This is a genomic window from Pseudomonas sp. TMW22089, from assembly GCF_022496645.1.
In the GTDB taxonomy this organism is placed as follows: Bacteria; Pseudomonadota; Gammaproteobacteria; order Pseudomonadales; family Pseudomonadaceae; genus Aquipseudomonas; species Aquipseudomonas paraversuta.
Genome location: NZ_SCFG01000011.1, coordinates 79,438 through 91,777, shown reverse-complemented (window position 1 = coordinate 91,777; position 12,340 = coordinate 79,438). Strand labels below are relative to the sequence as shown.

The following is a 12,340-nucleotide window of genomic DNA, read 5'->3' as shown; positions in this document are numbered from 1 at the left end:
ATGCCGGTTTCCCATGCGCAGTTGAAAGCCTTTCATGCGGTTGCCGTCCACGGCAGTTTCACCCGCGCCGCCGAGCGGTTGTTTTTGAGTCAGCCGGCAATCTCCGATCAGGTACGAAAACTCGAAGAGCGCTTCGGTGTTTTGTTGTTCCATCGCAACAAACGTTCGGTGCGCCTGACCGATCTGGGGGAGCGCTTGCTGAGCATCACCCAGCGCCTGTTTGTGGTGCAGGCCGAAGCCCAAGAGTTGTTACAGGACTCCCAGGCCCTGCAAACCGGCAGCCTGGTGCTGGCCGTAGATGCGCCTGTACACGTACTGCCGCAGATCGCCAGGTTCTGCGAACGCTACCCCGGCATCAGCGTCAAAATCGAAACCGGTAACACCGACGAATCTCTGGCCCGGCTGTTCAACTATCAGGCCGATCTCGCGTTGCTGGGGCGCGAGGTCAGTGATGACAGGCTGCTTAGTCTGCGATTGCGCAGTGATCCCATGGTGGCGTTTGTTGCCCGCACCCATCCGTGGGCCGGTCGCAGTTCGATATGCCTCTCCGACCTGGAGGACACCCCGCTGGTATTGCGTGAAATCGGCTCTGTAACCCGCCAGACCCTGGAAGAAGAAATGAGTCAGGCGGGTCTGCGGATGCGGGCCGCGATTCAGGTGGAAGGTCGCGAAGCCGCGCGGGAGGCAGTGGTGGTCGGGATTGGCGTAGGGGTGGTTTCAGCGGCAGAGTTCGGCTCGGACTCACGGGTGATCGCCTTGCCCATCACTGACTGTAAACGACGCCTGACCGAGACCCTGGTCTGCCTGCAGGAGCAGAGTTCCCGGCGGGTGGTGGCGACATTTCTGGATATTGTGCGCGAGAGTTTGTAAGCCCTTGCCAATCGCCCCCGGGAAAGAACCACCCCCTCTGTAGGAGCGAGCTTGTCTCGCGAGCTTTTCAACCACCACAAAGAGCTCGCGAGCAAGCTCGCTCCTACGGGGTTTGTGCCGTGCAGAAATGCGGGAGACAAGGCAGATCGCAGCCTTCTCCGCCCAGGCCGGCAGGCACCCCATGCATGAGGCTGCAATTGCACCTGTAGGAGCGAGCTTGTCTCGCGAGCTTTTCAACGAAACCGCAAAGAGCTCGCGAGACAAGCTCGCTCCTACGGGATTTGTGCCGTGCAGAAATGCCGGAGACAAGGCAGATCGCAGCTTTCTCCGCCCAGGCCGGCAGGCACCCCATGCATGAGGTTGCAATTGCACCTGTAGGAGCGAGCTTTTCAACCAAACCGCAAAGAGCTCGCGAGCAAGCTCGCTCCTACGGGATTTGTGCCGTGCAGAAATGCGGGAGACAAGGCAGATCGCAGCTTTCTCCGCCCAGGCCGGCAGGCACCCCATGCAGAAGGTTGCAATTGCATCTGTAGGAGCGAGCTTGTCTCGCGAGCTTTTCAACCACCACAAAGAGCTCGCTCCTATGGGATTTGTGCCGTGCAGAAATGCCGGAGACAAGGCAGATCGCAGCTTTCTCCGCCCAGGCCGGCAGGCACCCCATGCATGAGGTTGCAATTGCATCTGTAGGAGCGAGCTTGTCTCGCGAGCTTTTCAACCACCGCAAAGAGCTCGCGAGCAAGCTCGCTCCTACGGGATTTGTGCCGTGCAAAAATGCGGGAGACAAGGCAGATCGCAGCTTTCTCCGTCCAGGCCGGCAGGCACCCCATGCAGAAGGTTGCAATTGCACCTGTAGGAGCGAGCTTGTCTCGCGAGCTTTTCAACCACCGCAAAGAGCTCGCTCCTACGGGATTTGTGCCGTGCAGAAATGCCGGAGACAAGGCAGATCGCAGCCTTCTCCGCCCAGGCCGGCAGGCACCCCATGCAGGAGGTTGCAATTGCATCTGTAGGAGCGAGCTTGTCTCGCGAGCTTTTCAACCACCGCAAAGAGCTCGCGAGCAAGCTCGCTCCTACGGGGTTTGTGCCGTGCAGAAATGCCGGAGACAAGGCAGATCGCAGCTTTCTCCGTCCAGGCCGGAAGGCAGCCCATGCAGGAGGTTGCAATTGCACCTGTAGGAGCGAGCTTGTCTCGCGAGCTTTTCAACCACCGCAAAGAGCTCGCTCCTACAAGGGATCTCCCACGAGGTGTCAGACCGTTTCAAATGCCGGGGCCAGTTCCATAAACGCCTTGATCAGCCGCAATCCGGCGCGCCGCTCCATGCAGCCGAGCATGTGCCGGTTGAGCAATCCGGCCCCGTTGATCGGCACCGCTCGTACGCGAGGGTCATGGCTGACCTCCAGCGACGACACGATCCCGATGCCCAACTGTGCCGCCACGGCTTCGGTCACCGCCTCGCGACTGTCCAGCTCCAGCAGTACCCGCGGAGTCACGCCGACGCCCTCGCATGCCTCATCAAAGGTGCGCCGGGTGATTGAGGTGGGCTCACGCAACACCATGATCACCTGGTCCAGCAGGGAAATGTCGATGCCATCCGCCAGCGCCAGCCATGGATGACTGGCCGGCACCAGGGCACAAATCCGGGACTCCCCGAGTGCCCGCAAAGTCAGCCCTTTACGCGGTTCAACCTCCGTCAGCACCGCCACATCGGCGTGTTCTGAAAGCAGGGCAGCCAGGGTTTCCTGAGCATTTCCCAGACGCAAGTTGACGGTGATCCCGGGGTAACGCGCCCGCAGGCTCGCCAGCATCGGCATGACCATGTGCGGACCGTCCGCCGCCACTTCAAGCCGCCCTGTGAGCAACTGGCGATTAGCCTCAAGCATAACCTGCGCTTCATCCACCAAACCGAACATGGCACGGGTGATGGCCGCCAGCTTTATCCCCTCCTCCGTCAGTTCCACACGCCGGGCAGTACGCCGCAGCAAGGTAATTTGATAGTGCTCCTCAAGGGTCTTGATATGCCCGGTCACCGCCGGCTGGCTGATAAACAATCGGGCTGCGGCGCGGGTAAAACTGCCCTCACGGGCCACAGCATCAAACGCACGGAGCTGGAACAAATTCATCGCATAAGTCTCACTGATGACTGGCATAACAATAAACAATTTGATTGATATCAACTCAAACTGCAACTTATGCCGTGTATCCAGTAGCCATCCCAAAGTTTGTGAGGAAACCAGAATGAGTACTGTCGCGCCGATCCTGCTGACCCCTGGCCCACTGACCACTTCGGCGCGTACCCGCCAGGCGATGATGGTCGACTGGGGTTCATGGGATGACAGCTTCAACCAGCTGACCGCCAGCCTCTGTGAGCAACTGCTGGCCATTATCAATGGCGCCGGGAGTCATCACTGCGTGCCCTTGCAGGGCAGCGGCACCTTCGCCGTCGAAGCCGCAATCGGCACACTGGTGCCACGCAATGGCAACGTTCTGGTCCTGATCAACGGCGCCTACGGCAAACGCCTGGCAAAAATCTGTGAAGTCCTGGGCCGGCGTTTCAGCACCTTTGAAACAGCCGAAGACCAGCCCACTACTGCCGCTGACGTTGAACGCCTGCTGCAGGCCGATCCGGGCATCACCCATGTGGCATTGATTCATTGCGAAACCAGCACCGGGATTCTTAACCCGCTGCCGGAAATTGCTGCAGTTATTGCCCGACATGGCAAACGTCTGATTATCGATGCCATGAGTTCTTTCGGTGCCCTGCCCGTCGATGCACAAAAAGTACCCTTTGATGCGCTGATCGCGGCCTCGGGCAAATGCCTGGAAGGCGTACCGGGGATGGGCTTCGTATTCGCCCGCAAAGAATCATTGGCTGGCGCAACGGGTAACTCCCACTCACTGGCAATGGACCTGCAAGACCAGCATGCCTACATGGCCAGGACCGGACAATGGCGGTTCACCCCGCCGACCCACGTGGTCGCCGCCTTGCATGAAGCCCTGCTGCAATACAACGAAGAAGGCGGCTTGCCGGCGCGTCACCGGCGCTACGCCGACAACTGCCAGGTGCTGCTCGACGGCATGGCCGCACTGGGCATTCGCAGCTTCCTGCCAGAGTCAATCCAGGCTCCGATCATCGTCACGTTCCACGCGCCGATAGACCCGCGGTATCAGTTCAAGGAGTTCTACGAGCGCGTCAGGGCCAAGGGTTTCATCCTGTACCCGGGTAAATTGACCCAGGTCGAAACCTTCCGTGTGGGCTGCATCGGCCATGTCAATCAGGCCGAAATGCAAGCCGCGGTGAACGCTGTGGCCCAGGTGCTGCAGGAAATGGAAGTGCAGGAAATCTGAAGTTCGCAACGCTCAAAACCAACCTAATTATTGCGTGCGGCCACGGCTGCTCATACAGGACTTACTGACATGAACTACACCAATCCGAGCAAACTTCAGGCCGCCATTCTCGACTGGGCTGGCACCGTGGTCGACTTCGGCTCGTTCGCTCCGACGCAGATCTTTGTCGAAGCCTTCGGCGAGTTCGACGTCCAGGTCTCCATCGAAGAAGCCCGCGGGCCGATGGGCATGGGCAAGTGGGATCACATCCGCACCCTGTGCGATCAGCCTCAGGTCGCCGAGCGTTACAAAAAAGTATTTGGCCGCACACCCACCGACGAAGATGTGACCGCGATTTATGAGCGTTTCATGCCACTGCAAATCGAAAAGATCGCTGACCACTCGGCACTGATTCCCGGCGCTCTGGAAACCATTGCCGAGCTGCGCCAGCAAGGGATCAAAATCGGTTCGTGCTCGGGCTATCCGGCGCAAGTGATGGCCAAGGTGGTCGAGCTGGCCGCAACCAACGGCTACATCGCCGACCACGTCGTTGCCACCGACGAAGTTCCCAACGGTCGCCCATGGCCGGCCCAGGCACTGGCCAACGTGATTGCCCTGGGTATCGACGATGTGGGTGCCTGCGTGAAGATCGATGACACCGTTCCGGGTATCCTCGAAGGTCGTCGGGCCGGGATGTGGACGGTGGCACTGGTGTGCTCCGGCAACGCCCTGGGCCTGACCTACGAGCAGTACAAGGCGCTCGACGCGCAAACCCTGGCCAGCGAACGCAAACGCATCCACACCTTGTTCGAAGGCTCACGCCCGCACTACATGATCGATACCATCAGTGATCTGCCGGACGTGATTGCCGATATCAACAAGCGCCTGGCCAATGGCGAGATGCCACAAAGCAGCTGAGTCTGCAGAAACAAAAACGCGGCAGCCTGTGACCAGGTCTGCCGCGTTTTTTATTTGCAGGTCGGCGCGTCTAAAGCTTCAGACCTTGTGCTGCTGTTCGACCCACTTGGCAAATTCGTCGATGAACTTCTGCAAAAATGGCCGGGTTTTCTCGGACAATTTGCCCGCCGCATCAAACGCATCACCTGCTCCGCTCAGATAGGCTTCTGGCTGTTGCATGCACGGCACATTGAGAAATACCAGCGACTGGCGCAAATGATGGTTGGCCCCGAAGCCACCGATCGCCCCCGGCGAGACGCTGATCACGGCTCCCGGCTTGGCGTTGAATACGCTTTGACCATAAGGCCGGGACCCGACGTCAATGGCGTTTTTTAATACCCCGGGGACCGAGCGGTTGTACTCAGGAGTGACAAACAGTACGGCATCGGCCGGACGGATCAGATCGCGAAAGGTCGTGTAAGACGCAGGTGGCGGCGTCACATCAATGTCTTCGCTGTACAGCGCCAGTTCGCCAATCTCTACAATCTTCAGTTTCAGCTGGGCCGGTGCCAGTTCTGCGAGCGCCAGGGCCACCTTTCGGTTAAGGGAATCCTTCCTCAAACTGCCGACCAACACTGCAACGTTGTAGACCTTGCTCATAAAAAACCTCGAGAGTCTGGCGATAGGAAGACTAGTTATAGATGATCGGAAGCCTTTCTTGCACCCCGGTTCACCTTATCGGCTTGCAAGCCTGTAAAGTAGACGGACTATTTTTTCCAAATCGTTAAACTTCCCCTACTGATCAACGGTCTACAGAACCGCAAATTGGGTGTTTATCTCCAGAGGTTCTCTACAAATGGCTGCAGTTCTCGTTGGGCAATTTCATGCAAGGGACGCGGAAGGTCGTGTCTATTCCGTGCATGAGTTTGAAAATTTAGAAGCAACAGGCGACCAGCCCGTAACAACGTACAAACTGGCTATTGGCGATCGCGTCAAAAAGACTGATGACGACAACTTCGAACTGGTGCAGTCGGGCGTCATTCTGATTCGCGAAACCGAGTATGTCGCACCTGTAGTCCCTGTAATCCCTGCATAACCTGCTGCACTCGGCATACCGCTGAAGTCACAGGATGAGACTTGGGTCAGGCTTCACAACGCTGAAACCTCATCCGCTGAACATGGACTTCACGCATGCGCTTACGCCATATCGAAGTGATTCAGGCCATCTTGCAGACCGGTAGCCTCGACCATGCTGGCGAGCTGCTGCAAATGCCAGTGGCCACCCTCAGTGCCACGCTGCATGAGGCCGAGCAACAGCTCGGCTTCATGTTGTTTGCCAGCGTACGCGGACGGCTGCAGGCCAGCCGCGAAACCCTTCTGCTGCAACCCCTCGCCAATCAGCTGTACCTGGACTTCGAGCCACTACGCCGGCTTGCCGACGCCTTGCGCCAGCATCAGGAGCCCGTATTGCGCGTGACCTGTAGCGAAACACTGGCCCAGACCCTGCTGCCCTACAGCATTGCACTGCTGCGACGGCGCATTGCCGATACGCCCAGCACCTTGAGCAGCGCGCCCTGCGGCGAAATCGCGCGCCGCTTGTTGATGGACGAATGCGATGTGGGCTTCAGCCTGCACCCGGCTGAACAACCGGGCATTGATTGCCTCAAGCTGACCCAGGGCAAGGTGCAGTTGCTGGCCCCCCACGGCTGGTTATCCCCCAAGCAAAAATACATAGGTCTGCAAGATCTGGCAGGCCAGGCAATGATTGGCCTGCAACACCAAGACCCGCTGAGCCGCGTGCTGGACAGCAAGCTGCAAGCCTTGCGCCCGGCACCCGTGGTGCAGATTCAGGTTCAGAATTATCAGATGTTGCGCAGCATGGTGGAGGCTGGCGAAGGGTTGGCCCTGGTCGACCCGTTTACCGCTGCGGGTGCCAAAGCCGGCGGGCTGGACGTGTGCCCGCTCTCGCCTGCGATCCCGGTGACCCTGTATGCACTGACTCCCAAGGGCTCGGAGCCAGCCCCGGCGTTGCAGGCATTGTTCGATATCGTGCGGCAGAAGGCCGAAGCCTTGCTGGCTGATCAGGGGTTGATGGCGCTGTAATCCAATCGTGCATCTTGCTGGCGATCCCGTCGCCGGCAAATCAGTTCCTGCAACGTCAGCAGTGGTTTTCGAACAACAGATACCAAAAAATCGCGACCTCGCGGGTCAGCGGGTCAATGCCTCGATAACGCAGATGATCGATACCCCCCACCTGATACCCGCAGCGCTCATACAGCCGACAGGCGCCAATGTTGTTGTTCTGGGTTTCAAGCATGATGCCTGGCAGTTTTTTCTTCAGGCTCCAGAACCTGACCACGTCCAGTAATGACTTGGCCACACCATGGCGCCGGGCACAGGCGGCGACAGCCAGTTCATCGACATGGGCAAAACCGTTCCAGTTGGTGCTGACCACAACATGGCCGACCGGCTGGTTGTCCAGATACGCCATGAAGATCGCACTGTCTGGCGCCCCGCGGTAGCTGGCGAATTCGTCAGGGTCAATCCCGTAGCATTTGCGGTAAGGCGTGATCGTATCCAATGGCCAGTGCTCGACCTTTTTATGTTGGTCGACACGGGCATAGGCACAGACGTCAAAACTGAAATCATTGCCCCACACGTAGGGAGCAAAGCCTTCATCGGCCAAACGCACAGAGACTTCCGGGTCCTTTGGATTCATAACCAGGTACATGAAAAATCCTTCTTCGTGCGCAATAGCCCCGGCGTCAAACGGGGTTATTGCAGTGTCTGTTCTTTGGCTTCGAGAAGCTGGGCCCACAGCGATGGCCCACCCGCAGACTTGGCAATAGCCTCAAGACGAGCCGCGTGCTCGGCCAGGTCGCTTTCACTTGCACGGATAATCCGGCCAGGCTGGCGATCGGCTGACAAGCGGATGATTTCGCTGGCCTGGTTGCCTGAACCTTCGCCGGAACCATTGCCGTCAGATGCGTTACCGGCCAGCGACAGGCTGGTCTGGCCACCGGTCATGGTCAGGTAAACGTCCGCCAGAATCTCGGAGTCGAGCAGTGCGCCGTGCAGTTCACGCCCCGAGTTGTCGACGCCATAGCGTTTGCACAAGGCATCCAGGCTGTTGCGCTGACCCGGATGACGCGCTCGCGCCATCGCCAGGGTGTCGAGAATAGTGCAATGGCGGGTGATGTCGGCGCGGTCGGTCTGCCCGATCAGGGCAAATTCGTTATTCAGAAAGCCCACGTCGAACGCGGCGTTATGAATGATCAGTTGCGCGCCTTTGATGAAGTCAAAAAACTCGTCGGCGACTTCTGCGAAACGGGGCTTGCCCACCAGAAATTCGTTAGTAATGCCGTGAACGCCAATTGCGCCCTCGTCACTTTCACGATCGGGTTGCAGATACACGTGAAAATGCCGGCCGGTCAGACGGCGGCCCATCAACTCGACGCAACCGATCTCGATCACCCGGTGGCCATCGGTAACCGGCATACCGGTGGTTTCAGTATCGAGAACAACACTACGCATGCTTGATGCCCCTCATTTCGTCCACCCCGCGATTGGCCAGCTGGTCGGCGCGCTCGTTGCCATAATGGCCGATATGCCCGCGTACCCATTGCCACTTCACGGTGTGACGATTGACTTGCTCATCGAGCAACTTCCACAGGTCGGCATTTTTAACCGGTTCTTTGGCCGCAGTTTTCCAGCCGCGTTTTTTCCAGTTGACCATCCACTCGGTAATGCCTTTCATCACGTACTGCGAGTCGGTCACCAGCAACACTTCACAGGGGCGCTTGAGCTCTTCAAGGCCACGAATGGCCGCCATCAGCTCCATGCGGTTGTTGGTGGTAGCGGGTTCGCCACCCCAGAGTTCTTTTTCGACCCCCTGGCAGACCAGTAAAGCACCCCAGCCGCCCGGGCCAGGATTGCCCTTGCAGGCACCATCGGTGAACATCTCAACGCTATCGCTCATTACAAACTATCCAGAAAAGGCTGCCTTGGCCTGCCAATCGAGGATCAGCAGCACCTGAGGCCGGGCAAACCCGACCTGACATTAATTAAGGTTCAGTGTGACGCCGATTGACCTTGGCCATCTGCAAGGGGATCAGCTTGCCCATCGGCTCTCTGCGCATCGGATTGACGGGACGCAAGCCCACCACCATTTTACGCGCGACCAATACATAGAAGCCGCCACCGGCCAATTGCCAGCTACCGGCCTTGCGCTCCCAGCCTGAAAATCGGCTTTGCCACGCTTTCGATGCGAGCGGCGGACGATAGCACCCAAAGCGGCGTTTCTCCAGCGCAAAGCCCAGCAGGTTCAGCCAGTCGGCCACTCGCGAAGGTGAGATGCAACGAGCCTTGCTAAGGGCATCCTTGGCGAATACATGGCGCAATCCCCAACCGCTCCAGGGGTTGATACCGACAATCAACAAATGGCCGCCGGGACGCACGCTACTGGCCGCTTCACGCAACAGGCCGTGGGGCGACAGACAGAAATCCAGGCCATGCTGCAACACCACGACATCGGCGGCGTGCTCACATAAAGGCCAGGCCTGTTCTTCACAAATGATTTCGACACCGGGCAGGGGGGCCCCCAGGCGTACATTGCGTTGCACTTGCGGCGCCTTGGGCGGGCTGTCGGCGCCAGGGCCGTAATGCACCAGATAACCGCCGAAATAGCGCCCGAGCTCCTCCTCGAGAACCCGCTGCTCATCGTTGAGCAGCACTTGTCCAAGGGGGCTGGACAACCACTCTCGGGCTGAACTGATCAGCTCCAGCCACTCAGGATCTGCCTGAGCCAATGCTTTATCGGTCATTGCTCCTCCAACTCGCCATATGCCTATTACCAAACCCGGGGCTGCTGTACATCGTGGCTCGCCATGAACCGGCAACAACCCCTAAGATGCGCCATTGTTTCGCACTTGGGAATTGCACCATGTTACAGATCGACGCCCTGCCCGCCTTCAGCGACAACTACATCTGGTTGTTACAGGACATGACCCGCAAATGTTGCGCCGTGGTCGATCCGGGTGACGCCGCGCCTGTTCTGGCCTGGCTGGCCCGACACCCGGACTGGGTGCTAAGCGACATTCTGGTGACCCATCACCACTTCGACCATGTGGGGGGTGTTGCCCAGCTTCACGAGCACACTAACGCGAAGGTCTGGGGACCTGCACTCGAGACCATCCCGTCCCGACAAGTGGCACTCAACGACAGCGATCAAATCGAAATCCTGGGCCTGACGTTCAAGGTTCTGCTCGTGCCCGGCCATACCCTGGGACACATTGCCTATTATCACGCTGACCAGGCGGCGCCGATATTACTGTGTGGCGATACCCTGTTCGCCGCCGGTTGCGGCCGGCTGTTCGAGGGCACCCCCGAACAGATGCACCAGTCCCTGAGCCGGCTGGCCGCACTGCCCGCCAACACGGCGGTGTACTGCACCCACGAATATACTTTGAGCAATCTGCGCTTCGCCCAGGCGGTAGAGCCTGGCAACCCGGATATTGCCGCGCGAATCGCTCAAGTCACCGAATGGCGGGCAACAGGTCACATCAGTCTGCCATCAACTATTGCCCTCGAATTGCTCACCAATCCGTTTCTGCGGGTCAATGAAACATCCGTTAAAGAAAAAGCTGACGAGTGGAATTCCCGTGACAATGACTCGCCCAGTGCGGTCTTTGCCAGCTTGCGCAGCTGGAAAGATAAGTTCTAAACAGGGTCGCGGTTGGCACAAAAATTCTGAACAGTTGACCGCGTCTCCCCTGCTTTCTAGAATCCCCCGACATTTTTGCCTGAACTATCTTCTAGCCAATGTCGTCATCTATAGGTAACTCCATCAATTCAGACGCATTGACGCGCTTGGTCAAAGCTATCGCGGTGGCTGTCTCTGCCATTCTCGCGGGCTGCCAATCCATGGACCATTCGGCTCAGCCAACCGAACGCGCCAGCCTGAAAATCACCAAACGTATTCCTCAGGAGCCTCTCTGGCTCAGTGAAAAACCTAGCCCCGTGGCCCCGCAAGATGTATGGGAACGGATGCGCCAGGGCTTCAAGTTGCAAGACGGTCAGAACGTTAACCCGCGCATTGAACAGCAGCGTTTGTGGTTTGCCAGCAACCCGTCCTTTCTCGAAAACGCCGGAGAGCGCGGCAGCCTCTATATCCACTACATCGTTGAACGCCTAGAAGAGCGCAACATGCCGCTGGAGCTGGCGCTGCTTCCAGCCATCGAAAGCGCCTACAACCCGATGGCGTATTCCCACGCCAATGCAGTCGGGCTCTGGCAGTTCATTCCTTCGACAGGCCGTTACTTCAATTTGCGTCAAACCCGTGCCTACGACGGTCGCCGCGACATTACGGCCTCCACCATCGCAGCGCTGGACTACCTTAACCGCCTTCACGACATGTTCAACGGTGACTGGCTGCTGGCACTGGCCGCTTACAACTCCGGTGAAGGCACCGTAAGCCGGGCCATCGAGCGCAACCAGAAACTGGGGTTGCCTACTGACTACTGGAACCTGCCCCTGCCGCAGGAAACCAAAGACTATGTGCCCAAATTACTGGCACTGTCTCAGGTGGTCATGGCTCCTGAGGCCTATGGCATCAACCTGAACCCCATCGCCAACGAACCCTACTTCGAAATGGTCGAAATCAAACAGTCCATGGACTTGTCACGCGTGGCAGCGCTGGCCGAGATCGACGAAGACGAGATGTTCCAGCTGAACCCGGCCTATAAACAGCGCGCCACCATCGACGGCCCGCAGCACTTGTTGGTCCCCACTTCCAAAGCGCAACTGCTGACCGCCAGCCTGTCCAACCTCAACCCTGAAGAGCTGATCAGCCTGCGCCCTAAAAAGCCGGTATTTGACAACGTTGCAAGCGTTTCACCAACCCGGCTTAACCGTAAGTACCGGGTCAAGAGTGGCGACAACCTGACGCTGATTGCCAAGGCCAACAAGGTCAATGCCAAAGACCTGCAGCACTGGAACAAATTGAGCGGCAACAACCTCAAGGTCGGCCAGATTCTGGTCATGCAAGACACACGCAAACCGGCAGGCAAAAAACCGACGCAATACAAGGTTAAAAAAGGCGACTCGCTGTACATCGTTGCCAAGCGTTTCAACGTTGAAATGCAGCACCTCAAGCGCTGGAACCCGAGCAGCGCCAAAGCCCTGAAACCAGGGCAAATGCTGACGGTTTCCAAACCTCGCTAAGCTCCTGACTGGCAATATTGCGGGCAAGCT

The 12,340-nt window shown here is 58.3% G+C and carries 13 protein-coding genes; 7 read left to right on the top strand and 6 right to left on the bottom strand.

The genetic code is table 11. From position 1 onward, the window contains the following. Positions 1-870, top strand: a complete 870-nt coding sequence (locus EQV90_RS12955; RefSeq protein WP_010655825.1) for a LysR substrate-binding domain-containing protein — start codon at positions 1-3, stop codon at positions 868-870. A gap of 1,245 nt (positions 871-2,115) precedes the next feature. Here the strand turns inward: EQV90_RS12955 and EQV90_RS12950 are convergent. Next, positions 2,116-2,988, bottom strand: coding sequence for a LysR substrate-binding domain-containing protein (locus EQV90_RS12950; protein WP_010655826.1), 873 nt, complete (start codon positions 2,986-2,988; stop codon positions 2,116-2,118). Between the two features lie 115 nt (positions 2,989-3,103). On the opposite strand from EQV90_RS12950, the gene EQV90_RS12945 reads away from it, so the two are divergent. Together EQV90_RS12945 and phnX are read left to right on the top strand one after the other, a co-directional pair. Next, the gene (locus EQV90_RS12945) at positions 3,104-4,213 is read left to right on the top strand and encodes a 2-aminoethylphosphonate--pyruvate transaminase (protein WP_240878180.1); all 1,110 of its coding nucleotides are present in this window, start codon (positions 3,104-3,106) and stop codon (positions 4,211-4,213) included. A gap of 69 nt (positions 4,214-4,282) precedes the next feature. Then, a complete protein-coding gene (gene phnX / locus EQV90_RS12940; protein WP_010655828.1) occupies positions 4,283-5,110 on the top strand; it encodes a phosphonoacetaldehyde hydrolase in 828 nt (275 codons plus the stop codon). Positions 5,111-5,188: 78 nt separating this feature from the next. Here the strand turns inward: phnX and EQV90_RS12935 are convergent, their stop codons facing one another. Next, complete coding sequence (locus tag EQV90_RS12935) at positions 5,189-5,749, bottom strand: NAD(P)H-dependent oxidoreductase (protein WP_003441395.1); 561 nt, start codon at positions 5,747-5,749, stop codon at positions 5,189-5,191. A gap of 196 nt (positions 5,750-5,945) precedes the next feature. Here EQV90_RS12935 and EQV90_RS12930 point away from each other — a divergent pair, with 196 nt between their 5' ends. Together EQV90_RS12930 and EQV90_RS12925 are read left to right on the top strand one after the other, a co-directional pair. Continuing rightward, positions 5,946-6,185 (top strand): hypothetical protein, encoded by a 240-nt coding sequence (locus EQV90_RS12930; protein ID WP_003441392.1) that lies wholly within the window; start codon positions 5,946-5,948, stop codon positions 6,183-6,185. 95 nt (positions 6,186-6,280) lie between these two features. Next, positions 6,281-7,192, top strand: coding sequence for a LysR substrate-binding domain-containing protein (locus tag EQV90_RS12925; protein ID WP_003441390.1), 912 nt, complete (start codon positions 6,281-6,283; stop codon positions 7,190-7,192). 55 nt (positions 7,193-7,247) lie between these two features. Here EQV90_RS12925 and EQV90_RS12920 read toward each other — a convergent pair whose 3' ends face one another. The 4 genes from EQV90_RS12920 to EQV90_RS12905 all read right to left on the bottom strand — a co-directional run bounded on the left by EQV90_RS12920 (position 7,248) and on the right by EQV90_RS12905 (position 9,912). Next, entirely contained in the window at positions 7,248-7,820 is a 573-nt protein-coding gene (locus tag EQV90_RS12920; RefSeq protein ID WP_003441389.1) for a GNAT family N-acetyltransferase, read from the bottom strand. A 44-nt stretch (positions 7,821-7,864) separates the two neighbouring features. Continuing rightward, complete coding sequence (dnaQ, locus tag EQV90_RS12915; protein WP_003441388.1) at positions 7,865-8,623, bottom strand: DNA polymerase III subunit epsilon; 759 nt, start codon at positions 8,621-8,623, stop codon at positions 7,865-7,867. Then, positions 8,616-9,068: a ribonuclease HI gene (rnhA, locus tag EQV90_RS12910; RefSeq protein ID WP_003441387.1), complete on the bottom strand. Its 453-nt coding sequence runs from the start codon at positions 9,066-9,068 to the stop codon at positions 8,616-8,618. The genes dnaQ and rnhA overlap by 8 nt, the downstream gene beginning before the upstream one ends. 85 nt (positions 9,069-9,153) lie before the next feature. Continuing rightward, positions 9,154-9,912: a class I SAM-dependent methyltransferase gene (locus EQV90_RS12905; protein WP_240878179.1), complete on the bottom strand. Its 759-nt coding sequence runs from the start codon at positions 9,910-9,912 to the stop codon at positions 9,154-9,156. A 119-nt stretch (positions 9,913-10,031) separates the two neighbouring features. Between EQV90_RS12905 and gloB the strand changes: the two genes are divergently transcribed. Both gloB and EQV90_RS12895 read left to right on the top strand, forming a co-directional pair. Continuing rightward, positions 10,032-10,811, top strand: coding sequence for a hydroxyacylglutathione hydrolase (gene gloB, locus EQV90_RS12900; protein ID WP_010655831.1), 780 nt, complete (start codon positions 10,032-10,034; stop codon positions 10,809-10,811). Positions 10,812-10,909: 98 nt separating this feature from the next. Beyond that, entirely contained in the window at positions 10,910-12,310 is a 1,401-nt protein-coding gene (locus EQV90_RS12895) for a transglycosylase SLT domain-containing protein (protein ID WP_029612344.1), read from the top strand. The last annotated feature ends 30 nt before the right edge of the window (positions 12,311-12,340 follow it).